General features: G+C 63.9%; 21 protein-coding genes. 4 read left to right on the top strand and 17 right to left on the bottom strand.

What is annotated here, in order from left to right; genetic code table 11:
• Nucleotides 1-295 precede the first annotated feature (295 nt).
• Nucleotides 296-901, top strand: coding sequence for a LuxR C-terminal-related transcriptional regulator (locus ABFX23_RS14565; protein ID WP_346033828.1), 606 nt, complete (start codon nucleotides 296-298; stop codon nucleotides 899-901).
• Nucleotides 902-1,192: 291 nt separating this feature from the next.
• Here the strand turns inward: ABFX23_RS14565 and ABFX23_RS14560 are convergent, their stop codons facing one another.
• The 3 genes from ABFX23_RS14560 to ABFX23_RS14550 all read right to left on the bottom strand — a co-directional run bounded on the left by ABFX23_RS14560 (nucleotide 1,193) and on the right by ABFX23_RS14550 (nucleotide 4,564).
• Nucleotides 1,193-1,615, bottom strand: coding sequence for a DUF6152 family protein (locus ABFX23_RS14560; protein WP_120076761.1), 423 nt, complete (start codon nucleotides 1,613-1,615; stop codon nucleotides 1,193-1,195).
• Between the two features lie 86 nt (nucleotides 1,616-1,701).
• Nucleotides 1,702-2,490, bottom strand: a complete 789-nt coding sequence (locus ABFX23_RS14555; protein WP_346033720.1) for a hypothetical protein — start codon at nucleotides 2,488-2,490, stop codon at nucleotides 1,702-1,704.
• Between the two features lie 121 nt (nucleotides 2,491-2,611).
• Nucleotides 2,612-4,564: an outer membrane protein assembly factor BamB family protein gene (locus ABFX23_RS14550; RefSeq protein ID WP_346033719.1), complete on the bottom strand. Its 1,953-nt coding sequence runs from the start codon at nucleotides 4,562-4,564 to the stop codon at nucleotides 2,612-2,614.
• 368 nt (nucleotides 4,565-4,932) lie between these two features.
• Here ABFX23_RS14550 and ABFX23_RS14545 point away from each other — a divergent pair, with 368 nt between their 5' ends.
• A complete protein-coding gene (locus ABFX23_RS14545; protein ID WP_346033718.1) occupies nucleotides 4,933-5,469 on the top strand; it encodes a hypothetical protein in 537 nt (178 codons plus the stop codon).
• A 14-nt stretch (nucleotides 5,470-5,483) separates the two neighbouring features.
• Complete coding sequence (locus ABFX23_RS14540; RefSeq protein ID WP_120076757.1) at nucleotides 5,484-6,002, top strand: DUF6644 family protein; 519 nt, start codon at nucleotides 5,484-5,486, stop codon at nucleotides 6,000-6,002.
• 57 nt (nucleotides 6,003-6,059) lie between these two features.
• On the opposite strand, the gene ABFX23_RS14535 is transcribed toward ABFX23_RS14540, so the two are convergent.
• From ABFX23_RS14535 to ABFX23_RS14490, 10 genes are all read right to left on the bottom strand, one after another.
• Entirely contained in the window at nucleotides 6,060-8,138 is a 2,079-nt protein-coding gene (locus tag ABFX23_RS14535) for an outer membrane protein assembly factor BamB family protein (RefSeq protein WP_346033717.1), read from the bottom strand.
• A 32-nt stretch (nucleotides 8,139-8,170) separates the two neighbouring features.
• On the bottom strand, nucleotides 8,171-9,835 hold the full coding sequence (locus tag ABFX23_RS14530; RefSeq protein WP_346033716.1) for a carboxylesterase/lipase family protein: 1,665 nt from the start codon (nucleotides 9,833-9,835) through the stop codon (nucleotides 8,171-8,173).
• Between the two features lie 96 nt (nucleotides 9,836-9,931).
• Entirely contained in the window at nucleotides 9,932-11,047 is a 1,116-nt protein-coding gene (locus ABFX23_RS14525) for a hypothetical protein (RefSeq protein WP_346033715.1), read from the bottom strand.
• The gene (locus ABFX23_RS14520; RefSeq protein ID WP_346033714.1) at nucleotides 11,047-12,168 is read right to left on the bottom strand and encodes a hypothetical protein; all 1,122 of its coding nucleotides are present in this window, start codon (nucleotides 12,166-12,168) and stop codon (nucleotides 11,047-11,049) included. Before ABFX23_RS14520 ends, ABFX23_RS14525 begins: the two co-directional genes overlap by 1 nt.
• The gene (locus ABFX23_RS14515) at nucleotides 12,165-13,241 is read right to left on the bottom strand and encodes a hypothetical protein (protein WP_346033713.1); all 1,077 of its coding nucleotides are present in this window, start codon (nucleotides 13,239-13,241) and stop codon (nucleotides 12,165-12,167) included. The genes ABFX23_RS14520 and ABFX23_RS14515 overlap by 4 nt, the downstream gene beginning before the upstream one ends.
• Nucleotides 13,238-14,260: a hypothetical protein gene (locus tag ABFX23_RS14510; RefSeq protein ID WP_346033712.1), complete on the bottom strand. Its 1,023-nt coding sequence runs from the start codon at nucleotides 14,258-14,260 to the stop codon at nucleotides 13,238-13,240. Before ABFX23_RS14510 ends, ABFX23_RS14515 begins: the two co-directional genes overlap by 4 nt.
• Nucleotides 14,260-16,236, bottom strand: coding sequence for an outer membrane protein assembly factor BamB family protein (locus ABFX23_RS14505; protein WP_346033711.1), 1,977 nt, complete (start codon nucleotides 16,234-16,236; stop codon nucleotides 14,260-14,262). The genes ABFX23_RS14510 and ABFX23_RS14505 overlap by 1 nt, the downstream gene beginning before the upstream one ends.
• A 139-nt stretch (nucleotides 16,237-16,375) precedes the next feature.
• The gene (locus ABFX23_RS14500; RefSeq protein WP_346033710.1) at nucleotides 16,376-17,017 is read right to left on the bottom strand and encodes a hypothetical protein; all 642 of its coding nucleotides are present in this window, start codon (nucleotides 17,015-17,017) and stop codon (nucleotides 16,376-16,378) included.
• Entirely contained in the window at nucleotides 17,014-17,721 is a 708-nt protein-coding gene (locus ABFX23_RS14495) for a HupE/UreJ family protein (RefSeq protein ID WP_346033709.1), read from the bottom strand. The genes ABFX23_RS14500 and ABFX23_RS14495 overlap by 4 nt, the downstream gene beginning before the upstream one ends.
• The gene (locus ABFX23_RS14490) at nucleotides 17,711-18,265 is read right to left on the bottom strand and encodes a hypothetical protein (RefSeq protein WP_346033708.1); all 555 of its coding nucleotides are present in this window, start codon (nucleotides 18,263-18,265) and stop codon (nucleotides 17,711-17,713) included. The genes ABFX23_RS14495 and ABFX23_RS14490 overlap by 11 nt, the downstream gene beginning before the upstream one ends.
• Nucleotides 18,266-18,479: 214 nt before the next feature.
• On the opposite strand from ABFX23_RS14490, the gene ABFX23_RS14485 reads away from it, so the two are divergent.
• Nucleotides 18,480-18,881 (top strand): c-type cytochrome, encoded by a 402-nt coding sequence (locus ABFX23_RS14485; RefSeq protein ID WP_346033707.1) that lies wholly within the window; start codon nucleotides 18,480-18,482, stop codon nucleotides 18,879-18,881.
• Nucleotides 18,882-18,938: 57 nt separating this feature from the next.
• On the opposite strand, the gene ABFX23_RS14480 is transcribed toward ABFX23_RS14485, so the two are convergent.
• The 4 genes from ABFX23_RS14480 to ABFX23_RS14465 are packed head-to-tail and all read right to left on the bottom strand — an operon-like array spanning nucleotide 18,939 to nucleotide 25,220.
• Nucleotides 18,939-19,931 carry a VOC family protein gene (locus tag ABFX23_RS14480; protein WP_346033706.1) on the bottom strand — a complete coding sequence of 331 codons (993 nt, stop codon included), beginning with the start codon at nucleotides 19,929-19,931 and terminating at the stop codon, nucleotides 18,939-18,941.
• Nucleotides 19,928-21,877, bottom strand: a complete 1,950-nt coding sequence (locus tag ABFX23_RS14475; RefSeq protein ID WP_346033705.1) for an outer membrane protein assembly factor BamB family protein — start codon at nucleotides 21,875-21,877, stop codon at nucleotides 19,928-19,930. The genes ABFX23_RS14480 and ABFX23_RS14475 overlap by 4 nt, the downstream gene beginning before the upstream one ends.
• A complete protein-coding gene (locus tag ABFX23_RS14470; RefSeq protein WP_346033704.1) occupies nucleotides 21,874-23,109 on the bottom strand; it encodes an FAD-dependent oxidoreductase in 1,236 nt (411 codons plus the stop codon). The genes ABFX23_RS14475 and ABFX23_RS14470 overlap by 4 nt, the downstream gene beginning before the upstream one ends.
• Nucleotides 23,109-25,220: a PQQ-dependent dehydrogenase, methanol/ethanol family gene (locus ABFX23_RS14465; RefSeq protein WP_346033703.1), complete on the bottom strand. Its 2,112-nt coding sequence runs from the start codon at nucleotides 25,218-25,220 to the stop codon at nucleotides 23,109-23,111. The genes ABFX23_RS14470 and ABFX23_RS14465 overlap by 1 nt, the downstream gene beginning before the upstream one ends.
• Nucleotides 25,221-25,226 lie beyond the last annotated feature (6 nt).

The raw sequence follows: 25,226 nt of genomic DNA, 5'->3' as shown, positions 1-25,226 counted from the left end.
GTGCAACAGATCACCCGGTTTGGGGAGTTACAAAATCCGTTAGTTAGCGTGATTTCGGTTTTCCGGGGACAGAACCTGTCGCTGCCGGGAGCGGTTCGAACCGTTAGCTGGCGGGACGGGGCGGCTGCGGGCACGAACCTGCGGGAAAATGAAGATTTCTGTAGCAAGAAGTGCCTGCAATCGCCATTCTATCGAAGGCGGAGGGAACTCGCGGTGATTGCGCCTGCGAGGTTAACGCGTTGACTTTGCCTTGTGTGCATTGCTGCGCTAGAAGGATGAGGTGGTGGGAAAGACAATGCAACTCTCCGATCCGGCGGTCGCCGATCTGATCGAATCCAATCCGGTAGCTTCGGTGCTCAGCGATCCCCGCTTGCCCGACAACCCGATCGTTGCCTGCAACAAGGCGTTCCGGGATCTGACCGGATACAGCGATGAAGAAATCCTGGGCCGCAATTGCCGTTTCCTGGCCGGGCCGGGCACCGAGCCGTGGCTGACGGAAACTATCCGCAAGGGCGTGCGAGAGCGTAAGCCCGTGATGGTCGAGATCCTGAACTACAAGAAGGATGGCACCCCGTTCCGAAACGCCGTGGTCGTCGCGCCGATGTTCGACGAAGAGGGTGAACTTGAATATTTCTTCGGCTCGCAGGTGGAGCTTTGCGAGGACGCGCAAGGGCCCAGTCTCACGCGGCGGGTGCGGGCGGCAGAGAAGATCAAGGAACTCTCCAAGCGCCAGCTGGAGGTCTTGCAGATGGTGGCCAGCGGCCTGCGCAACAAGCAGATCGCCTGGGAACTTGGCTTGTCCGAAAAGACCATCAAGATGCACCGCGGTATCGCCATGGAAAAGCTCGGCGCGCAAAGCTCTGCCGAGATGATCCGGCTTGCCGTCGAAGCGGGAATCTGAAGGCGGTTTCGTACATGGTCAAAGGACCATGGGGCCAAAGCCCGTATTTCGTTTGCCAGCACCTGCGCTATCTGGGGAATGCATCGTAGTCGGGTGCGCGAGGCTCTCTTTCCTTCCCCCTCCCGCCTCGTACATACCTCCATCCCACACATCCTCCGACTACGATGCCACCCTCCCGGCATCATCGAGAACGTGATCGCGTAGACAGCGCTCACCCAATTACCGTCGACATACGAAAACGGGGGCCTCCTTTCGGAGACCCCCGTCTTGTTCGCGTATGTGTCCGGTCGCTTACTGGGCGCGGCGGCGCGCAGCGGCCACGGCTTCCGTGGTCGGGTTGCCGAGCGACAGTTCGCGGCCGTTGGGGAAGCGGATTTCCGCCGCCGAGGCGCGGGTATCGCCATCGCGGGCCTGGAAGGCGTCCACGATGATGTCGGTGCCCGCGGGCAGCGAATTTCTGTTCCAGCCACGACGCAGCAGCGCAGACGGTGCGCCGCCTTCGATACGCCAGCGCTCGGTGCGACCGTTGCGCTCTGCATCGATGTGGATCCAGCTGTGGGGGTTGACCCATTCGAACATCACGACCTTGCCCTCGAGGCGGATCGGCTTGTTGCGGTCAAATTCGGTGGCGAACGAGTGGTGCGCATAGGCACCAACGCCCGTCACAGCGAGCACGGCGCCAATTGCGGCAGCGCTGAGCTTCTTCATCTGCATGGTTGAACTCCTTGGTTTAATCACATTCGAAAGCTGTCAGACGGACAAGTGTTTACGTTGACTTTGTCCGAATAGCAATCGCAACATTACTCTTCGATTAAGTCGCCGTAGAGCAGGCGCTCGGAAAACGGCACGCACTTGAATTCCAGAAGCTGCGCGTTGTCCTCGACATGGCGATAGAGAACCATCTCCATCTCGTAGGGCTCGGTCAAAATCGAGGGATCCTCGATGGTGACATGGTAATCGATGTGGTTGCCGCCCTCGCGCAGCGTGAAACGCTCCGTCACGGTGGCGTTGTTGGTTATGTAGTTGCCCGCGCGGTCGATCCAGGTCACGCCTTCGACCATTTCGCCCGCCGGCAGCTTCACCAGGCCCGGACCCTGTGCCAGCGTGGTGACGACCAGCGTATCGCCGTCCCATTCGCCGTAGCTGGTGCCCATCCAGGTATCGATCGGCGGGATGCCGACTTCTTCCATGTTGATGACACGGTTGGCCGAAGCATATTCGTAGACCATCAGGATGTCGTCGCCATCGCCCTGAACGATCTGGAACGGGTGGGGCATGTAGGTGGCGCGCGGAATGCCCGGCAGGTAGCAGGCGGCTTCGGGATCGTAGTTGATCACGTTGTCGCGGTTGTACTGCAGGCGTTCCTGCGCAGCATCGTTATAAGGGATTTCGCCGCCTTCGACGACGCCAAGGCCAGCCGGGACTGCACCGATCGCGCCCAGCAGCCGGTCACCGGCTTCCAGCGGATTCGGACCCGCAGAGTGCGGTTCCACGTTCCAGTTGGCAGAGTTCATCACCTGCCACACACCATTCAGATTGGGGTGGTCGCCGATGCGATCCATTTCTGCCGACGCGTGATTGTCGGCCAATGCCGGCGACGCCGGCAGTGTTGCCAATGCTACAGCCGCCGTCGCGACAGCTGCCATATGTTTAAGACCCCGCATATTCTCTCCTCAAGACCTTGCTAGATACTGTGGGCTCATGCCCAGATTACTGTTCCAGGGCAAACGACACGATCTGCCCACCGGCATTGATCGCGACATATTGCCTGCCGTCGCTTCCCCGATAAGAGAACGGGTTGGCGTTGGCGTTACCTTGCAATTGTGCTTCCCATAGCTGCTCTCCGCTGTCGGCGTCAAAAGCGCGAAAGCGGCGATCGTTGGTCGCGCCGACGAATACCAGTCCACCTGCCGTCACCGTTGGCCCGGCGCTACCGGCATTGCCGAGCACGCGGCGTCCCTCGGGAAGTTCGTCATACTGGCCAAGCGGCACGGCCCAGGCGATCTCGCCGGTGTTCGCATTGACAGCCGTCAGGCGGGCCCACGGCGGCTTGTAGCACGGCAGGCTCGGACCGACCGGGCGTCCGTTGTCGTCATACTCGCCCGAAAGCGGGGCGCTGAACGTGAAGAACGGTCCCTTGCCGTCCACGCTCGCGCGGTCGTACTCGGGCAGCGGCCCTTCCGCGCTGGTATCGAACGAATAGGGCTCGTCACCCTCGACCTTCTCCACCCAGCCGACCAGCGAGGTGTCGAGCGCGTTGACGTAGACCATGCCCGTGGTGGGATCGGCCGCCGGGCCGCCCCAGTTCACGCCGCCGATGCCGCCGGGCAACTGGATCGTGGAGCGCGGCGGCTGGCCTTCGGCACGGAACATGAAAGGCGTATAGGGGCCAAGGTTCAGGAAGCCGCCCGCGCGGTCCCACATGGCATAGCAGGCTTCCGAATGCTCGGGCGTGGTGTCTTCCGGCCCGACGATATCCTGGTAGGTCATTTCCACGCGGCTGAGCGGTGGGGTGACGACAGGGAAGGGCTGTGTCGGATGGTAGTATTCGCCGGGCACGTCACCTGGCGGAACGCGGCGCTCCTCGACAGGCAGCACGGGTTCGCCATCCTCGGCATCCAGCACGAAGAACAGCGAAGACTTGCCGACGTTGGCAAGCGCCATGTGTTCCTCGCCATCGGGTGCGGTCACCGGGATCAGCGGCCCGGCATGGCTCATGTCGATGTCCCACAGGTCGTGATGCACGGTCTGGAAGTGCCACTTGTATTCGCCGGTTTCCGCATCGACGGCGACGACGGAATTGCCGAACACATTGGTGCCGGGGCGATCACCGCCGTAATAATTGTGGGCTGGGCCCGCGATCGGCAGGTAGGCGGTGCCGGTGCTTTCATCGACCGTCGCGGCAAAGCCCCACATGTTGGTGCCGCCGCGCCCTTCGGCGCCGCCGCCCCACGTATCGTTGAACGGTTCGCCGGCGTCAGGGGTGGTATCGAATTCCCACATCTTCTCGCCGGTAATCACGTTGAAGGCGCGCGGATTGCCCTCGTTGCCCTGCGGGTTTTCAAGGCTGGCCGCGCCGATGATGGCGACATTGCCGGTAATGGTGGGCGTGCCGGTGTAGCCGGGATCGATGGCCACCGCGCCGTTGTCACCGAAGGATTCGATAACCTCGCCGTTCGCGAGGTCGAACGCCATCAACGTGCCGCCCGTCGTTACCAGCAGGCGCGGGCCATGATCGCCGTCGCCGGGCCAGTAGCCAAGTCCCCGCCCGGCAAAGCTCGGCGGCGGACCGGGCTGCTCGCTAGCCGGAAATTCGTGCGTGTGGACCCATACTTCCTCGCCCGTCGCGCCATCGAGCGCCACGATGCGATTCTGTGCAGGGAAATACATGACGCCGTCGATCACCAGCGGAACGGCCTGATTGAACGCATTGTAGCGATAGGCCCAGGCCTGTTTCAGCGTGCCCACGTTGGCGCGGTTGACATCGGCCAGCGGGGAATAGCGGGTGGCGGCGGGATCGCGGTGGATCGTCTGCCAGTCGCCTTCCGGCATCTGCCGCGCAGCCGCATGATCGTTCGCCGCAAGCGGAGCCGTCGCAACCGTGCTGCAGGCAGTGGAACACGCAAGCAGAATGGCCAGTTTGCAAGCCTTGCCAACGCGCATTCCCATATCTCCCGAATCACCAGATCAGTGAAAGGCACCGTGGTTCGGCACCGCTCTTGTTGATTCTGTCCTAAACATCCTGCATGGCTTTGACAATGCCTCGCACCGCCCGATGTTGTACAGGGGGGTGAGGGGATGGGGCCGGGTGGCGCTAAGTCTATGAAAAGACGCGCGCTTGGCGGGGTAAAGTGTCGAAAAAACAGGGATTAAGCGGGCCTCACCCCGATCCTTCTTTTCCTCGTTTTTCCCGCCTGCACTTGGCGAAATGGCATTTGATCGCTAGCGGATTTGCGCGAGATCAAGGCGTAAACGGGCCGGACAGGGTCAATCTGTGCGCCCGACCGGGGAAATAATAAGGACAAGAGGGAATGGGTGATTTCTTTTTCGGACTGACAGAGTGGCTGCGAACGACGTTCCTGCTGGACTGGGCATTCTGGATCGAGACGACCGGCTTCAACAAGTTGCTGGTCACGAACTTCTGGGGCGTGCCGATTGCGCAGGTCCTGCACATCATCGGGATCGGTGCGGCCTTCGCGGCCACGCTGATGCTGACGCTGCGGATCAACAACATGGCCGGCATGTCGCGCAGCGTGCCGGAGGTTTCCGCGCGCTACATGCCGTGGATATGGTGGGGTCTGCTCTGGATCGTCGGCAGCGGCATGCTGATGCTGTGGGCCGAGCCGGTCCGTAACATGATCAACGGCGTGTTCTGGGTCAAAATGATCCTGCTCGTGGTGACGGTGCTTATCACGCTCGCCTTCCAGAAATCGGTGCAAAGTGCGGCAACAGTCGGCGGCGCCGGATGGAATGCCGGTGGCGGCACCAAGGCCACCGCCTGGCTTATCGTAATCCTGTGGTGCCTCATCATGGCCCACGGTCGCTGGATCGCTTACGCGCCGGTTTGAGGGGAACTGACACAATGGCTTCTTACTATCCCGAACCCACGAATATCTGGGAATCGATCGAATATTCCTCGCTCGGCACCTCCATTGCCGAGAGCCTGTGGGCCTTTCCGACGCTGGAGACGATCCACGTCATCGCGCTCGTCACGGTGTTCGGCACCATCCTGGTGATGGACCTTCGCCTGCTGGGCCTGGCGGGCAACAAATGGACCGTGCTGCAGATGAGCAAGGACACCCTGCCGTGGACCTGGGCAGGCTTCGTGCTTGCCGCGATCACCGGCACCCTGCTGTTCACCAGCAAGGCCAGCACCTACATGGTGAACCCGTATTTCCTCTGGAAGATGGGCCTGCTCGCGCTGGCGGGTCTCAACATGGCCTATTTCCACTTCGTAACCTACAAGACGGTGACAGAGTGGGATTCCTCGCCGGTCATGCCGGGCGGCGCGAAGTTCGCGGCAACGGCATCGCTGGTGCTGTGGCTGGGCGTGGTGTTCTGCGGCCGTGCCATCGGCTTCACGCTGGGCATCTACTACTGAGGATCGCGCATCCCCGGAAAGCAAAAGGGCCGCTCGATCGAGCGGCCCTTTTTTGTTTCAATCGCCGGAAAGACTGAAGACGTAGACGCTGGCGCTGTTTACTTCGGGCAGTGGGCTCTCGGGCGTGAAATTCGGCAAGCCGAATGCCAGAGGGTTACCCATGCCGGTGACGACGGCGACATACTGCTTGCCGTCCACCGCGTAGGTGATGGGGCTGGCATTGGGAACGCCTGCAAGGCCGGTGCGCCAAACCTCTTCCCCGCTCGACTGGTCGTAGGCCATGAACTGGCGATCCATTGCGCCGGTGAACAGCAGGCCGCTGCCTGTGGCAAGGATTCCTGTATCGTAGGGAGATCGGCGGCGGTGCTCCCAGGCGACTTCGCCGGTTTCCATGTCGATGCCCTGTAGGATTCCAAAATTGCCATCGCTGTCGGCAGGGGCGGAGTAATAGATATCCACGCCGCTCGTCAGGAAGCCGCCTTCGGTGGGGCGCAGTTCCATGCAGGTGTCGCGCGCGTTGACGAACAGCATCGCGCTGTTCTCGGTCAACGCTGTCGGGCTCCAGTTGCGACCGCCGCCAGCGTGCGGGCACATGAAGACAGGGCCCTTGTCGCGCCCCGGCAGCAGCGCGGGGTCCGGCGTCTTGCGGCCCGTCTCGGGGTCGATGTCGATAACGAAGGTCTGGAACCCCATGTCGGCCGTGGCGAGATATTCGCCGGTGCGGGCATCGATGGTATCGAACAAACCCTCCTTGCCGCCGGTGATGACGACGTGGCGCTCTTCACCGTCGACTTCGATATCGGCGACCACGCGCTCGAACACCCAGTCTAGATCGTACTGATCGTTCGCCATGTGCTGGAAATACCAGACGAGTTCGCCCGTGCGCGGCTCGAAAGCGAGGGTGGAGTTGGTGAACAGCCCGTCGTTGTTGCCGCCAGGGATCACGTCTCGCACCGGGCCTGTGTCGTAAGTCTGCGCGACGCCCCACAGCGCTAGGCCCGTTTCCGCATCGTAGCTGCCGCTGGTCCAGACGGAGCCGCCGTGGCGCTCATCATCGGGCAGGCCGTTCCACGTATCACCGCCCAGCGTGCCGGTTTTTGCAACTGTGTCGAAATTCCACAGGTGCTCGCCCGTCTCGGCATCGAAGGCGGCGATCAGGCCGCCGCCCGCCCTCTGCGTGGCAAGGCCGATCATCGCGACGCCGTCTGCCACCAACGGCCCGCCGTTACTGCGGGTATCCGCTGCATTGAGGATCGCAACGTCCCACACCGGCCTGCCGGTGCGCGCGTCGAGCGCCATCATATGCAGGTCGCTGGTGGCCATGATGATCTTGTCATCCCACAGCGCGATGGTCTTCTTGCCCTGCATCAATGTGCCTTCAGGCATCTGGCGCTGGTATCGCCACAGTTGTCGGCCTGTAGCAGCATCGAAAGCGAAGACCTGCTCTCCATAGGCATGGACGTACATTACCCCGTCACGCACCAGCGGTTCCGCCATCGTGGGGCCGACGGGCAGGGCCTGTGCCCAGGCGATCGTCAGCTCGTTCACGTTGTCCGGCGTGATCTGGGTGAGAGGCGAATAACCATGGCCCGACTGGCTGCGCCGCCATGCCACCCAGTCCTCGTCCGCCGGGTTGACCAGTTCGGTCTGCGTCACTGGCGTGAAATCGGCAAACAGGTCTGGCAAGGGCGGGGATTCGGGGAAGGGGTAGCGGCTGGTGATGCCGGGCAGGCCCATTTCGTTGCCTGCCTCGTCATCCCCGCTGCCGGCCGCAGGGACAATCAGGGAAGCAAGATCGCCGCTTGTCTCTCCGCCATTCTCGGCAACGATCAGGCGTGTGATCGCCTCGTAGATTTCGGCGTCCAGCGAACCGCCGCCGCCTGGCGGCATCGAAGTGCTGATGTACCGGTAAAGGTCGCTTGCCGGGTGCTCGCCCCATCGCGACAGGAAGGCTGCACTTTTCAGCGACCCCGCGAATTGGCCCCCGCCAAGGTCGGCGCCATGGCAGACCGCGCAGTTGGCCTGATAGGCCGCGCGGGCTGTATCATCACCACCGCCGTTCTGCGCAAGGCCAGCACTCCCGATGCCAAGCGCCGCCATGCCCGTCGCTGCGAGCAATCCGTGTACGATCTTCATCGGCCCCTCTCCCCAAAGCCTGTTGGCCAATGTTACTCCAGACCGAGCGGACCTCCAACCCGGTCTTGGTAGATCGCGGCGTAAAGGTCTGCCTTGGTAGTGCCGAACCACTCGGCAACGCCGGAGCCATCGGCATCGAGTACGAACACCTCGTTCGCATCGAGCTGCCCGATGGCAGGCCACTGCGGCAGGCCCTGGCCGTTGGGGTTGCCGGTGCGTGCGAAATTGACCCAGTACTGCGAAACCTGATCGGCAAAGGCCTCCTCGGTCTCGTTGCCGCACATCAGTTCGACCGAAGAACCGCCCGGGAAGGTGCGCGGGGCGCACAAATTGTCGAACACGTAGGGGATTTCGCCCGTATGCGCCGCACCCAGGTCGCCGCGACCCTCGTCATAGGGAGGATCGTGGCGGAAGTAGTAGTGATAGCTCTGCTGCCCGATTGCGCCCTGCCACTCGGCATATTGCCGCATCAGCCAGCTCATGTTGTCGCCGAAGGGCTGGGTCGCGGTGACGCGCGCTTCCTCGTCAGTGGTGACGGGGTAGGCCGCGCGGCCCAGTTCCACCTGTTCACCCCAGCGCATCGCTTCGCCCTGCTGCCAGCTTTCCAGTGTGGCGGGAGGGCCGAATATGGCGGTGAAGCTGCCTTCGTCCTCGTTGGAACCGACCAGCACGTCCACCGGCAACTGCCGTCCTTGCGAGAAGGTGATCGCGAGGTCTTCGGGGATGATACGGCCATCTACGATCATGCCCTGGCCGGGAATGTTGGCGTGGATTTCCTCCGCAGGCAGCGCGCGCAGTTCTGCGAGGCTGGTGGTGCCGAAGTTCTCTTCCGCTGCGCCAAGCGAGCGTTCCTGCGCTGTGTCGCGCGGTACCATCTGCCCGATGTTGAGGCCCTGGAACGTCCCGCTCTGCGCGATGGCGCGGGCGAACAGGCCCTCTGCCGGCGGCGCGCCGACGAGAGCCGCGTTCATGGCGGAGCCCGCGCTCTCGCCGAAGATCGTCACGCGCGAGGGGTCGCCGCCGAAAGCCGCGATATTGCCCTGCACCCAGCGCAGCGCGGCGATAGCATCGCCCAGCGCCTGGTTGCCGCTGGCGCCGTTCGCCTCGGTCAGTTCGGGATGGGAGAAGAAGCCCAGTGAGCCGACACGGTAGTTGAACGTCACCATCACCACGCCCTTGTCGGCCAGGTAGTCGCCCTGGCTGAAGGGACTGGAGCCGCCGCCTTCGTTGTAGGCTCCGCCGTAAAGCCAGACCATGACGGGCAGGTTCTCGCTCGGGCTGTCGGCCGGCGTCCACACGTTGAGATAGAGGCAGTCTTCCGACGTACCGGGGCTATCCGGCATGTCCGTTGCGGAATTGACGGGGAAGCGCTGCGGGGCGGGATTCTGCACGCAGTTGTCGCCCCATTCGTCTGCTACCAGCACGCCGTCCCAGTTGGCGGCGGGCTGCGGCATTTCCCAGCGCAGGTCACCCACGGGCGGCGCGGCGAAGGGGATGCCCTTGAACACGGTCACGCCCTCGACGGCATCGGAGGGTACGCCCTGGACCATGCCGTTCTGCGTGGTGACGGGGCCGCTCGCGATCGGCGTTTCGGCGACTTGCGGGGATGCGGCGGGGGAAGTTTCCTGCGCGGTGGCGCACCCTCCCATAGTCATTCCGGCCAGCGCCAGCGCCGTGCTCGTTGCAAGAGTCCTCATCATCGCATCCATCCCGTTTGATCGTGGCCTGTCTTAGCAGGCAGAAAGAAAACGGGCGCACCGATCCTCCCGGCGCGCCCGCATGTCGTTGTAGTTTTAGTGGCCGCCGCCCTCACCATCGACGGCGCCGCCTTCGGTGTTCTCGACACCGGCAGCCGCAGCAGTGATGTAGTTGCGGATCTGCACGTTGCCCTCGTGGCAGGCGTATTCGAAGAATTCGTATTCCTCGTCACGCGTCCAGTCGAGGCGTGCGGTCCACTTGTCGGTGTAAACTTCGGGATCGGAGTAGGTCAGCTCGTAGACGATGTGATCGGGGCCCGTCATGGTCAGCCGTTCCATCACGTTCGCCTGCTTGCTGGTCGGGATCGTGTTGAACGGGGGCACGCCGAAGGTTGCCATGTTCAGCGGGCTGGGGCCGCGTTCGTAGTTGTCTTCCGAAACGCTGTCGCCATCCTCGATGTTGGTCGTCTCGATTACCATGGTGTTGCCTTCCCACCAGCCGATCGACTGGCCCATCCATGTGCGCACTTCCTCGGGCCAGCGCATGGCATCGGCTTCGGCCTTGTTGGCGACAACGGGGATCACGCGGGCATCATGGATCATTTCGAGCGAGATGATGAAGAAGCCCGGCGCCTGCATCACGCGGATGCCGTTGTTGTAGCGGAAGGGGAACATCGAGGCCGGGAAACCGCGCGTGACGCAGCGATCCCAGGTGTCGAAGTCGGAAACCCATTCGAAATGGGTGTTCGGCGTCCAGCTGGAACGACCGGCCTGGTAGCGCTCCTGCGCCCACTCCGTCATTTCCGGGAGCTGTCCGTCCTCGGGATAGACCAGCAGCGAAGTGCGGCGGCCCGATGCGTCGGATTCGACCCAGTGGCCCATGCCGATGGTGCCGGATTCGTCTTCGGCGGCGTAGGCAGCGTCACTGCGGCCGGCCTCTTCCTGGCGCTGGGCGTACTCCTCGTCGGTGAGGTAGAAGCGGTCGCCGTAGCGGGCCGGGCGCTGCATCGGCAGCTGTGCGATGTTGTCGATCGGGAAGGTGCCGCGAAGGTCCGGCGCGCCCCAGCTGGTGCGGGGCGGCTCGAAATCGGTGGGCACCGGGGCGATCGTGGTCAGATCGTCGGGCACGATGTCCTGCGCGGCGGCAGGCATGGCCAGCGCGAGGGCGCTGGCCGAAACGATGGCGAGCTTTTTCAGGGTGGTAACAGGCATCATTCAGTCTCCTCGGAATTTCGTTGTTGGGCGCCGCGGCTGGCAGGGTCCATCGCCGGGGGCGGGCCTGCGTCGGGATCGATGGGTTCCACCATCGCGCCGCGTTCGTATTCCTGCTGCCGCTTGGTGCGATCAGCAGTGATGTAGTTGCGCACCTGCACGTTCCCTTCGTGGCAGGCGTACTCGTAGAACTCGTAGTCATCGTCACGCGACCAGTTGGCGCGCAGCGTGAAGTCGTCTTCCCACACGATGGGATCCGAATACTCCATCTCGTAAGTGATCGTGTCGGGGCCGACCATGTGGAAACGCTCCGTCACCGTCACCTCTTCGCTCATCGGCAGGGTGTTGCCCGACGGCACACCGCGCGTGGCGACATTCAATGCCGATGCGCCCGGCTTGATGTTCGTGGTGACGACTTCCAGCGTGTTGTCGTCGATCCACCGGCCACGGCTGTTGCCGAACCATCCGTCGACGCCTTCGGGCCACGGCTCGCCTTCGCCCGACACCGGAATGATACGCGTTCCCAGCATTTCCAGCATGATCGTGACGTTGCCGGGTGACTGGAAGATGCGGATGCCGTTGTTGTAGCGGAAGGGGAACATGCTGGCGGGGAATCCGCGCGTGATGCAGCGGTCCCAGCTGTCGAAGTCGGTCACCCAGTCGAAGGTCTGGCCGGTGATCCAGCTCGCCCGCATCAGCGCGGCGCGGCGCTTACCTTCCGGCGTCAGGTCGGGAAGCTGTCCGTCCTGCGCGGAGACGATCATGGACGTGCGACGGCTGCCAGCCTGGTATTCGATCCAGTGGCCAAGTCCGATGGTGCCTTCCTCGTCCTCGCTCTCGTAGGCTTCCTCGAGCTGTTCGACCCGGCCCTGCTCGGCGGCGATTTCCTCTTCGGTCTTCCAGAAGCGATCACCATACTGGGCGGGACGGTTCACCGGCAATTCGGCGATGTCGTTGAGCGGCCAGCTACCGCGAAAATCCGGATCGCCCCAGGGAGTCCTGGAAGGGGTGTAATCGTCGGGCACGTCCGGCATGGTCGTCAGGTCATCGGGCACCTGCTGCGCTGTGGCAGGCAGGGCCAGCGAAGCGGCTGCGAGTGCGAAAATGGTCTTGCGGATCATCGGTCTCCTCCGCCCGCCGCTGCCCGTTCTGCGCGGCTGGCTGTGATGTAGTTGCGGATCTGCACGTTGCCCTCGTGGCAAGCGTATTCGAAAATCTCGTAGTTCTCGTCCCGCGTCCAATCGAGGCGCGCGGTCCACGGCGCGGTAAAGACCTGCGGGTCGGTGTAGGTCACTTCGTAGACCAGCGAGTCCGGCCCGGTCATCGTGATGCGCTCCGTTACCCGGGCATCCTCGCTGGTGGGCAGGATATTCCACGGCTCCCGCCCGTGGGTGGCGAGATTGAGCGGGGAGGGGCCGCGCGCGATGTGATCGTCGCTCACGCTGTCGCCAGTCTTGATGTTGGTGGTTTCCACCACCAGCGTATCGCCGTCCCACCAGCCGATGGACTGGCCCATCCACGTGCGAACGTCGGCGGGCCAGCGCATGGCCTCCGCATCGTCGCGCGAAACGATCGGGATGACGCGCGCCTCGTGCACCATTTCCGTCATGATGACGATGCGGCCCGGCGCCTGCATGATGCGCAGGCCGTTGTTGTAACGGTGCGGGAACATCGTGGCCGGGAAACCCCGCGTCACGCAGCGATCGAAGGTATCGAAGTCCGAAACCCAGTCGAAGTCGACCCCGTCGGTCCAGCTCGAACGGCCCGCTTCGTAACTGGCGCGTGCCTCGGCTGTCAGCGGCGGGAGTTTGCCGTCTGCAGGAGAGACGAGCAGCGAGGTGCGGCGGCCCGATGCCTCGGCAGTTATGAAGCTGCGGTAGCCGAGCGTGCCTGCTTGCGTGTCAGCCTCGTAGCGCGCATCGGCCGTGTCGCCGTTGGTCTGCTGCGCAGCATATTCCTCCTGCGTAAGCCAGAAACGGTCGCCGTGTTCGGGCAGGCGCTCGAACGGGATGCGGGCGATGATGTCGATGGGGAAATGGCCGCGAAAGTCCGGATCCCCCCAACTGGTGCGCGGCGGCGCGAAGTCGGTCGGGACGGGCGGCATGACGGTCAGGTCGGCGGGAACGTCCTGAGCGCTGGCGGGGCACGATGCCGCCAGTGCAATGCCAAGACAGATCGCCGCCGCGCGCATCACTCGCTAGCGTCCTCTGCAGCACGTTCGGCCCGGCTGGCGGTGATGTAATTGCGGATCTGCACGTTGCCTTCGTGGCAAGCGTATTCGTACATGCCGTAGTCGTCGTCGCGCTGCCATTCGAGGCGGGCGGACCACGGCTGTTCGAACACCACCGGATCGGTCCAGGTGAATTCGTAGATGATCTCGTCCTCGCCCACCATGTGGAAGCGTTCCACCAGGTGCGCCTCTTCGCTCACCGGCGTATCGTTCTCGCGCGGGGAGCCGGTGGTGCCAATGTTGGTGGCGCTGGGGCCGGGACGGAAGTTGACGGTATCGACACGCAGCGTGTTGTGGTCTTCCCACGTGCCGCGGCTGTCGCCCATCCATTGCCCGATCTGGCGCGGCAGGTGCGCGCTCCCATCGGTGGGGATCATGCGCACTTCGTGCACCATTTCCAGTTGCAGGGCGACGAGGCCGGGTGCCTGGAAGATGCGGATGCCGTTGTTGTACATGAAGGGGAACATGCTGGCCGGCAGGCCGCGCGTGATGCAGCGGTCCCAGCTGTCGAAATCGTCCACCCAGTCGAAGTGCTGCCCCGCCGCCCAGGTGGAGCGCATGGCATCGGAGAGGCGCTGCCCTTCCGGCGTATAGGCGGGCAACTGGCCATCGGCTGGTGCGGTGATCCAGCTGGTGCGGCGGTTGGCTGCGGCCACCTCCGCCCAGTGGCCCATGCCCATGGTGCCCTCGGATTCCTCGTTTTCGTAGCGCTGTTCCAGCTGGGCGACCGCCTGTGCGCGCTCGTTATATTCTTCTTCGGTCAGCAGCTGACGGTTGCCGTATTCGGCAGGCCGCTGGAACGGTGTGCGCCCGTTCAGGTGGTCGATCGGCCATCCGCCACGCAAATCCGGTTCGCCCCAACTGGTGAGGCTCGGACGGAAATCGTTCGAAGGCGCGGGGAGCTGCGTCGGGTCTTCCTGCGCGGCAGCCCCGCCTGCTATCAGCAGGGCAAGGCTTGCCGCGAGGAAGGATGCGCTGCGCATTACTCAGCCCCTTCCGGCAGAGCGAAGGTGACGTAGCGACCGGGGCCGGGCTCCGGCAGGCCGAGCCCGCCAAGGAAGTGGCCCACGCCGCCCACCGGCACGGTGATCATCTGCCGACCGTTCACCTCGTAGACGGCAGGCACGCCTTCGGTCGCCGCGTCGAAGCGGTGTTCCCAGAGCACTTCGCCGGTGTCGGCATCGCGGGCGCGGAAGGCGCGGTCGCTTGCCGTGTTCACGAACAGCAGGCCGCCAGCCGTGGCGACAGGGCCGGAGCGCGGCGTCTGCGCGCCGACGCCGGTGATGCCCTGTTCCTCCAGCGTCAGGATCTCGCCATTGGGGATGGAATAGATCTTGCGCCCGGTGTTCATGTCATAGGCGGTGAGGTTGGAGAACGGCGGCTTGATTGCGCCCATGCCGTTCGATTGCAGCATGAAGTTGACCGGCCAGCGATAGGGCAAGTCCTCCTCGTCGGCGTTCGGCATGGCTTCCAGCGCTTCCTCGCGCCGGTCCGGCATCAGCTTCAGCATCAGCGGCAGTTCGCGGCTGACGACATAGAGCCGTTGGCGGTCGGGATCGACGGCCACGTTGCCCCAGTTCAGGCCGCCGTTGTGGCCGGGGAAGGAAATGGTGCCCTGGATACTGGGCGGCACGAACGGCCCTTCACCCCAGCGCGAGTTGGCGAACAGTTCGCGCAGGGCTTCCTGGTCGCTTTCGGGCAGGTAGGGGTTGATGTCGTCCGGGGTGAACGACAGCCGCATGTAAGGCTCGGGCAGGGTGGGGATCGGCTGCGTCGGGCTGGCGTGTTCGCCAGGCACGTCGCTTTCGGGCACGGCCACTTCTTCGATCGGCCAGATCGGCGTGCCGTCGCGGCGGTCGAACACGAAGATGTATCCGTGCTTGGTGCCTTGGATGACGATCGGAATCTGCTCGCCGTCCTTGGTGATCGTCATCAGCTTGGGCGCGACGGGCAGGTCGAAATCCCACAGGTCGTGGTGCACGGTCTGGAAGTGCCAGATGCGCTCACCCGTTTCGGCGTCGATGGCGATGATCGAGTTGCCGAACAGGTTGTCGCCCTCGCGGTTGCCGCCGTAGAAATCGTAGCGGGGGGTGCCGGTGGGGATGAACACGATGCCAAGCTCGGTATCCACCGTGCTTTCGGACCAGTTGTGGACGCCGCCGAACTCGTTGAAGTCTTCCGTATCAGGCCAGGTGTCGTGGCCGAACTCGCCTTCGCGCGGGATCGTGTTGAACGTCCACTTCAATGCGCCCGTGCGCACGTCATAGGCCTGTATGTTGGCGGGCGAACCGGCGTAGTCGTATGCGCCTGCGGGCAGGCTCATGATGATGGTATCGCGGTAGATGCGACCCGGATTGTTCGTCTGCAGCGGGCCGGGCTGCACCACGTCGTCCGGCAGGGCATCGCGCAGGTCCACGCCGCCATCGCCGCCGAAGCTGGTGATGACCTCGCCCGTCGCCGCGTTCACGGCGCGCAGTTCACCGTTGTTGAGCACCATCAGGCGCTCGTCGCCTGCGCCGTCGGTCCAGTAGTTGATGCCGCGCGTGCCGATGCGGCCCTCTAGATTGCTTTCCCAGATCTGCGCGCCGGTTGCCGGATCGAGCGCGACCAACTGGTTCGCACCGTTGATCACGTACATGCGTCCGCCCGCGACCACCGGGTTGAACAACGGCGGCGCGCCTTCGCCGGTGGGGAATTCCCACACGACCTCTAGCTGGTCGACGTTGGAGCGGTTGATCTGCGCAAGCGCCGAATACTGCGAGCTGTCCGCGCCGCCGAGGTAGGAATCCCAGCCGCGGTGATCGAAGCTGGCACCCGCGACCGCGGCGGACGAGGCCGAGGCGACTTCGCCCGATGGCGTCGCGGCGCAGGCCGCCAGTGCCAGCCCCAGCGAAGTGGCGAGGGCAAGGCGCAGCGCGCCCTTGGTTGCGGAACGATTACGGCGAATTGCAGTGGTCAAGCCCGTGCTCCCATAGGTTTGCGCAGCCCCGAGGGCTGTCTTTCGTACCCCTGCCTAGCCGCAATGGGGCCTTCTCAACAAGGGTGAAACGGCATCGAAATTGATAAAATCCGAAAATTTCGGACTTGTGAAATCTCGATCAGTCCGTCTCGCCCGATTGCATCGTATGGCCTGCAACGGAACCCTCGGGCCCCTCGGCAGCGCCTTCCAGCGGACGGTCGATTTCGCCCGACGCGGTGTAGACCGTGGCAGCGCTCATCGGGCCGCTCGCTTCCAGCCGCAAGGTGACATTGTCCATCGAGCGGTTCTCCCAGAACCAGCCGTGGATACCAGAGAAGGCGGGTGTGTAACGGCCGTGGATTTCCTGCGCCTCGTCGACGCCGTAGCTCTCGGTGACTTCCTCCCCGCCGTCGAAGGGGTGGGCGTGCATGTCGTATGCAAGGGTGCCGGTGCCCTGCCAGTGGAAGGTCATCGGCTGACCTTCGGGCATGGTGTACTTGAATTCCACCGATTCGAACGGCAGCAGTTCGTATTCCCACACATCGGTAATCCCGTCCGACGCGGGCAGCGCGGTATCGGAGAGTGTGAGCACTTCCTGCTGTTCCATCCGGGCCATGCCGCGCTCCAGCTCCAGGTTGGTCGGCTCGGCGATCTCTGTCAGGCCGAGCGCCGCGCCCACGCCTGTCGGGTCGTATCCGATTTCGGCCGGCAGGATCACGAATACCGCAAGCGCGGCGCCTGCGGCGACAACACCGGCGGCGATGTAGGGTCCCTTGCTCATGACGAGAAATATCCTTGCAGTTGGTATGCGGTCAGCGCCACGCCGACCAGAATGAGCGCCACATTGGCAGCGAAAGCATAGCGTTTGAAGCTGGCGGTGTGCCGCCACGCGGCGAGTGCCAGCACCACCAGCGTCAGCACGATGACCTGGCCCAGTTCCACCCCCGCGTTGAAGGCGATGAGATTGGTCAGCAGGCCATTGGCCGATACGCCGAGGTCTATCACCTTGGTGGCAAGGCCCAGGCCGTGGAACAGGCCGAATACGAGCACGGCGATCCGGGTGTCGAAATTCCAGCCGAGTTTCCGGAAACCGCCGATATTCTCCACGCCCTTGTAAATCACGGAGACGCCGATGATGGCATCGACGATGTAGGCGTTCACACCCGTACCCAGCAGCACGCCGCCGATCAGGGTGATCGAATGGCCGATGGCGAACATCGAGACATAAAGCAGAACGTCGCGCAGCTTGTGCAGGAAGAACACCACGCCCACGAGGAAGGCGATGTGATCGTAGCCCGTCACCATGTGCTTGGCGCCAAGGTACATGAACGGAACGATCGCAGGCCCGTCAATCGTGCGGACGAACGCCTTGTCGCCTTCCGCCACGTCGTGGGCGAGGGCCTCGATCGGCATGGCGAGCAACACGATCGCCAGCAGGCTCGCAATCAGTAACGCATTATGCGCAAAGGCGGAGTTATTCCGCATCGGTCTCCTCGACGTATTCGCCCAGGGTCATGTCCTCGTTCGGACGCGGCTGGGCGATGTCGTCCACCGTCACGCCTTCGGGCAATTGCTCGGGCGGATACATCCGGTGGCAGGCGCTGCAAACGGCATAGATCGTGCCGCCGACTTCGAACACGGCCTCCGGATCGCGCGCCTCGGCGGCCTGTTCCGCCTGCGCCGCGGCTTCCACCAGCCCTTGCGAGTAGGCGATCCAGTCATCGCCGCGACCTTCGGAATAAGCGGGGGTCTGCAGGATTTCGCCCAGTTCTCCCAGGCGCGCGGCAGCGGCGCGAACATCGCCCCATTCGGCATCGCCTTCGGGCTGCCATTCGGTGAAGACGGGCTCGTCATCGACAAGCTCGCTCCTGGAGCCGACGGCGTTCCAGAATATTTCCGCCGTGGGCTGCACTTCCTGCGCCATCATCTGTTGTGCAGTGCCCAGCGGTGGCACTTCCTCCGCCTGGTTGCAGGCGGCAAGAGCCAGCGACCCCAGCGCGGCGAGAAGAATGCGGTTTTCGGTTTTCATGCCCTGTTCTCCATCGTTTTCTGGGCAGCGATAAGCCTGCTTGCTGTCAGGCATCTGACATGGTAGTGCGCCGCTTTGTTGACAATGTCCAACTTTTTTCCGTGCCTGCCACCGCGATAAATCTGCGGTAAAGCTTGACTCTGTTACACCATATTTTGACTAGGGCCGAAATCCGAAACCGGCCCGCCAAAGATTTCGAAGGGGTTTTATAGAGATGTCCGTGACTGTGAAGACCTATGGAAAGATTGTGCTTGCCGCGCTGGGTGCCGCCACGCTGGCCGCGCCCGCTTTTGCGCCCGTAGCGCAGGAGCACGATCATTCCGCTCACGAGCACGAAGCCGATGCTGCTGCCGCAGTCAGTGTGACCGAGGCCGAGGCCGAAGCCAGCCGCACGCTGTTCAGTCAGTACGGCTGCGGATCGTGCCACGCTTTCGCGGATGCCAACGGCTACGGCCACATCGGCCCTTCGCTCGACGGCAATGCCGCTCTCAGCGTTGAATACGTGAACCAGATCATCGCCAACGGCCAGGGCGCGATGCCCAGCTTTGGCGGGATGGTTTCCGAAGAGGAGCTGGAAACGCTTTCGCGCTACATCGTGGCTAAAAAGGCCGACTAAGGCGCGTTCAATTAACTTGCGAATGGAGAAGGGGGCTTTGCGGCCCCCTTTTTCATGTCAGTCTTCGGCGGCCTCGCGCGCAGTTCGCGAATTGGGGCCGACTTGCGCGAAATAATTCGTCACCCCGTCCGGATCGTTGAGCCAGACGGTGGTGAGATCGAAACCGGCCAGCCGATTGAGCGGCGTTTCAACCGGGATGTCGCGATAATCGGCCCGTGCCGCCGCCAGCGCGGCATCGCTCACCACGTACTGGATGCCGGAACTGCCGGTATCGGCGGGCAGTCCTTCGCCCACTTCGTAAAGCAACAATGTCGTTTCCGCGTGGGCGTAGGGATAGAGCGTCAAGCCGAGCTGCTCCGACGTAAACGGATCGCCTTCCTCCAGCCCCACGAATTCGCGGTAGAACGCCTGCGATGCTGCAAGGTCGGACACCGCGATGCCCACGCCCACGCCGTCGTCCGAACGGTCCTGCGCTTCGGGATGGATTGCGATGACGATGCCGAGCCCCGCCGGATCGGATAGCACTGCGGACGGGAACCCGTCCTCTTGCGTAAAGGTCGGAGCCGGCAGGCCTGCTTCGGCGAACCGCTCTCGCACCACGTCCGCATCGGGATAGGTGAAGCGGAGGTAGCGAATGCCGGTGCCGCCCGTGATGCCGCCGGAAAGATCGTACCGGCGGTCGCCCTGCTGTCCGGCCGACAGCTTAACCTGTCCGCTACCCACTCCCGTCAGGATCATCTGCTGGGTGCTGGTCAGCTGGATCGGGTTGAGCGAACGCAGACCGAGCGCGCCCACATAGAAGTTGACCATTTCCTCGGTCAGTTGGCGCGGGAAGCGGCGGAAGACGTTCAACGACGATTGTTCGAACATGTGCCCGTTGCTCGCCTGCAATTGCGCCTCGGTCAGTTCGCCGGGCGCGTAGTGCAGGTCTCCGCTGGTATCGAGCAGCGCGCCTTCGGGAGTGCGGACCTCGCCGCTGTCCTGCGCCGTGGCGGTGCAGGCGGCGAGCGCAGTGGCGGCGATGGTGGTGAGCAGGATACGCATGGTCATTCCTCTGGTGATTTCTCGGGCAAGGCCCAGGTAATCAGGCTTTCGTTGTTGAGCGGGCCGCTGGGCCCCATCTGGGGCGGGCCGAAGCCCGATCCGGCGGCCACCACGGCGATGTATTGCCGGCCGTCTGCGCCGCGATAACTCATGGGTACGGTCATCGCCGCGTAGTCCAGCTTTTCCTCCCACACGACTTCGCCGGTGGCGGAATCGAAGGCGCGGAAAATGCCGTCGGAAGTTGCGCCGATGAAGACGAGCCCCCCAGCCGTCACCATCGGCCCGCCGAAGGTGTTGTTCGCGCCGGTGTCCTGCTTGTCAGTGCCCAGTTCCGGCGTGGTGCCGAGGCGCGATGCCCAGGCGATCTCGCCGGTGTTGGCATTCACGGCGACAAGCCTGCCCCAGGGCGGGCGGATGCAGGGCAGGGTGACTTGCGAGCCATCTTCCGCCGTAAAGCTGGCGGAGAAGGAGGAATAGGCGCCCGGCCCGCTGAGGCTGCCGCGATCGTATTCCTGCGAACTGGCCGCCGTGCCGCGTCCGTAATCACCATCGGGATCGCGCTTCTCGATCCAGCCGATGGAGCCGCTTTCGCTGGTGTTCACGAAGACGTATCCGGTGGTCGGGTCAGCCGCGCTGCCGCCCCAGTTGGAGCCGCCGTTGTGCGGCATGTTGATGGAGGCGCGCGGGGGATCGCCTTCCTCGTGCAGGAAGAAGGGCGTGAAAGGCCCTGCATTGAAGAAGCTGCCGCCGTAGCTGTCCAGCAGGGCGCGGCAGTTCGCCGCGTGTTCCGCGTTGGTATCCTCCAGCGTAACCACGTCGTCGGGTGTCCACCACATGCGCGAAAGCGGCTCTGGCGCTACCGGGATGGGCTGTGTCGGCGAATACCACTCGCCCGGCACGTCGGCGCTCGCCACCAGCATTTCGTTCACGCCGTGCACCGGCTCTCCGGTGCGGCGATCGAGGATGTACATGAGGCCCGGCTTGCCGGTCTGGGCGAGGGCGGGGATGGTCTCGCCGTCCTTCTCCACGTCTATCAGCATCGGCGGGGCGGGCAGGTCCCAGTCCCACAGGTCGTGGTGGATGGTCTGGAAATGCCAGCGGTATTCGCCCGTGCGCGCATCCAGCGCGAGGATCGAATTGCCGAACAGGTTGTCGCCCGGACGGTCGCCGCCGTAATAGTTCGGCGCGGGCGAGCCCAATGTCATGTAGATCATGCCGGTCTCGACATCGCCGCTCATGTACCAGACCCACATGTTGTTGCCGGGCCTGTCGCGCCAGCCGTCGTCCAGCCAGGTCTCGTGGCCGATCTCGCCCGGCTGGGGCACGGTGTTGAACTCCCACAGCAGTTCACCGGTGCGCGCGTCGTAGCCCTTCTGGTTGCCGAGCGGACCGCTGGGCAGTTCGGGCGTGGACGCCCCGATGACCAGCACGTCGCCGAAGATGCTGGGCGGATAGGAATAGCGCACTTCGAACGGCACCCGGCCATTGTCGCCGAAATCGGTCGCGATCTCGCCCGTCGCCGCGTCCAGCGCAACGATTTCGTTGCCGCCGTTGTAGTAGAGCCGCGCACCGTTTTCGTCGCCCGCCCAATAGGTGACACGTCGGCGCACTGTCGTGCCTTCCACCGCGTGCCGCCAGATTTCGCGGCCCGTGTGCGCTTCCAGCGCCACCACGGCATCGCCCAGCGGCAGGTACATGATCCCGTCGACAACGCTGGGCACCGTGCCTGCGAGGATGAAGCCGCCGCCCTGCGGGCGCAGGCGGTATTCCCAGGCGCGCTCGATCTGTCCCACGTTATCGCGGTTGATATCCGCCAGCGGCGCAAAGCGTTGCCCCGAATGGGTGCGCGCATAGTGCGGCCAGTCGCCGTCTGCCGGTTCTTCCTGCGCGGCGGCGGGCAGGGTGAGTGCGAGAGCGGCGGCGCCGGCGAGAAAAGGTCGTAAGGTTCTCAATGGATCTGTCCCTGCCTGCCCTTGATGTTGATCGCCACCCGGTCGCTCGGGTCCGCATCGGCCCATCGGCTTCCTTCGCGCAGCACGTCGCCGATAACCTTGTAGGCGAACAGCATCAGCAGCGCGCCGCTTTCCGGGTTCTCGTCCAGCGCACGGATATGGGCGAGGTCCTGCTGGCGCGCTGCCGGATCGCTTTCCTGCAACATGCGCTTGTTCTCGGTTGCTGCAGGAGAGACGACCTCCCAGAAGATGCGTCGCCGCTCGTCGGAGAAGCGGTCGAGGATTTCCTCGTCCTCCTCGCCGCTCAAGACAGCGCCCAGCACGTCTGCCAGCACCACGCCGGTCCATACGCCGGAAGTAAGGCCGAGACCGCCGCACGGGTTCGTCGCATGGGCGGCATCGCCCGCCAGCAGCACGCGGCCCTTGCGCAGCGTTTCGCCCGCGCGCTGGTGCAGCATGTAGGGGCTGGAGGAGACGATCTCGTAATCCTTGCGCCCCTGCATGAACCACTCGTAGCGTTCATGGATGCGGTCCTCGTAGTTTTCCAGCGGCAGCGACGCGTCCTCCATGTAGGTGCAGCGCCACAGGCCCTCGCGGTCTAGTTGCGCGATAACTGCCATGTTCACCGGGTCGCAGACGAAGTTCGCCTGCTCGTAACCGATTTCCTCGAACGGAAATTTAACGTTGGTGGCGACGAAGCGCTCGGGCCAGGTGTGGCCCTCGAACTCTATGCCCGCCAGCTTGCGCACCGTGCTGCGCGCACCGTCACAGCCGATCAGCCATTTCGCGCGGAAATCCTTGCCGCCCGCGGTAACGGTGCCATCCTTGTTCTCGGCAAGGGCGGTGACTTCGTGATCGAACAGCACCTCCACGCCCAGCTTGCGCGCGTGCTCCATCGCCACGCGGGCGACATCGTGCTGGCCTGCGTGAAGCTGGTAATCGAAGGGAATGCCCTCGACCGGCTTTGTCTCCACAACCGAGTGATAGCCGAATTCGGGAATGTGCGTGCCGAACATGCGGTTCGTGAAACCGATCTCCAGCAGCTCGTTCAGCAGGCCAAGCTCCTCCAGTATGATGAGCGTCGATGGGAAATAGACCGCCGCGCGCGGGCTGTTGATGATGTGCGGTTCCTTTTCCAGCACGCGCACGCTCGCGCCACCTCGCGCCAGGGTGAGCGCGGTGAGCATTCCCACGGGGCCAGCGCCCACGATCAGGACGTCGACCTCGTCCATCACTCGCTTTCCTCGGCAGCGCGGCGAGCAGCCTCAGCCAGCACATAGGCGCGCACGGCTTCGGATTGTTCGGGCGTGATCCACGGCGCGAAGCTGACCATGCCGTTGTCCGACAGCACGCCGTCCATCACCACCGCATTCCATGCATTCGCATCGGTGGCGTAGACGCTGCGCAACAGGTTCGGGTTGACCGGCCCGTTGTGGCAGATGGTGCAGAAGCCGAGATAGGTCTGCTGGCCGAGTTCGATCGTCGCAGCGCTGAACGTCTCGTCAGTCGCAACATAGGGCGCAAGCAGCTGGGGCGGCAGGTTCTCGTACGCGCCTTCACCATCCAGTTTGAAGACGAACAGCATCCCGTTGGGCGGCGGGCGGCGCATCCAGTCGCTCTGCGTCGCCATGCCCATGGAGCCGCCGTAGCCCGCGACGATAGCAACGTACTGCTCGCCATCGACGGCATAGGAAATTGCGCCTGCGACGATGCCGCGATCGGTGTTGAAACTCCACAGCGGGGTGCCGTCGCCTGCGTTGTAGGCGTTGAAGGTGCCATCGGGCAGGCCCTGGAATACGAGGTTGCCCGCCGTCGCCAGCGTGCCGCCGTTCCACGGAAACTCGCGTTCGATGGTCCAGCGCGCTTCCTGCGCCACAGGATCCCACGCCACCAGTTCGCCCTTGGTGATGGAGGTAAGGTAGGCGCGGCGCGCTTCGGGCGTGTCGCCCGGCACCAGCCCTTCCGGCGGTGTCAGGAAGATGACGCCGGTGTTCCAGCGCCCGATGTTTCGGGTGTAGTTCACATCGTCCATGTAGGCGGACGGCGGCTGCATCGCGGGAATGTAGACAAGGCCGGTCTGCGGCGAATAGCTCATCGGGTGATAGGCGTGCGCGCCGATGCCGCTGGGCGTGACGAGGTAGGGCGCGTCCGCGTAGCGCGCTTCGGGAATTTCCACCGGGCGGCCCGTTTCAAGGTCGATCCGCTCGGCCCAGTTCTGCGTCGCATAGGGTTCTGCGCTAATCAGCGATCCGTCGCGGCGATCTATCACATAGAAGAACGCGTTCTTGGGCGCCTGCATCACGACGGGCACCAGTTCGCCATCTACCACCTGATCGGTCAGGATCATTTGCTGCGTGGCGGTGTAGTCCCAGGTCTCGCCGGGGTTCAGCTGGTAGTGCCAGTTGTATGCGCCGGTATCGGGGTCGAGCGAGAGGATGGAGGCGAGGAAGAGGTTGTCCCCTTCGCCATTGCTGCGCGCGCGGTGGTTCCACGGGCTGCCGTTGCCGACGCCCACCAGAAGCTGGTCCAGTTCGGCGTCATAGACGATGGAATCCCACACGGTGCCGCCGCCGCCCATTTCCCACCATTCGCCTGCCCAGGTGTCGGTCGCGAATTCCGCGAACACGGCATCGGATGCCGCGCCATCGGGGCCGTCCGCCGGGTTGCCCGGCACGGTGTAGAAGCGCCACACCTGTTCGCCGGTATCGGCATCGTATGCGCCGACATAGCCGCGCACGCCCATTTCCGCGCCGGAATTGCCGATGATGACCTTGCCGCGCACCACGCGCGGGGCGCTGGTGATGGTGTAGGGCTGGCTCTGGTCGACTGTGACGACATCCCACAGCTCCGCCCCGGTTTCGGCGTCCAGCGCCACCAGTCGCCCGTCGATGGTACCGACGAAGACCTTGCCTTCCCACACGGCCACGCCGCGGTTCACCACGTCGCAGCAGGCATGCGCGCCTTTCGCACCGTCGACTTCGGGATCATAGAACCACAGTTGCTCGCCCGTTGCGGCATCCAGCGCCATCACTTTCGACCAGGCGGTGGACACGTACATCACGCCGTCGATCACGATGGGCGTCGATTCCTGCCCGCGATTGGTGTCGAACTCCACCGTGTAGGCGAGGCTGAGACGGTCGATATTCCCGGCGTTTATCTGGTCCAGCGGACTGAAGCGATCCTCTGCCCAGGTGCGCCCATGCGCCATCCAGTTGTCGGGATCGCTGTCGGCATTCAGCAGCCGTTCCTCGTTCACGTCGCCCGCCACGGCATCGGCGCAGGCGGCGGTGGTTATTGCAAGGCCGGCGGCCATGAAAGCGGTGGCAATGCGCTTTGCAAGCATTCGAAA

It is taken from the genome of Erythrobacter westpacificensis (genome assembly GCF_039542285.1).
Taxonomy (GTDB): domain Bacteria; phylum Pseudomonadota; class Alphaproteobacteria; order Sphingomonadales; family Sphingomonadaceae; genus Alteraurantiacibacter; species Alteraurantiacibacter westpacificensis.
This window is presented reverse-complemented; position numbering and strand designations above follow the sequence as displayed.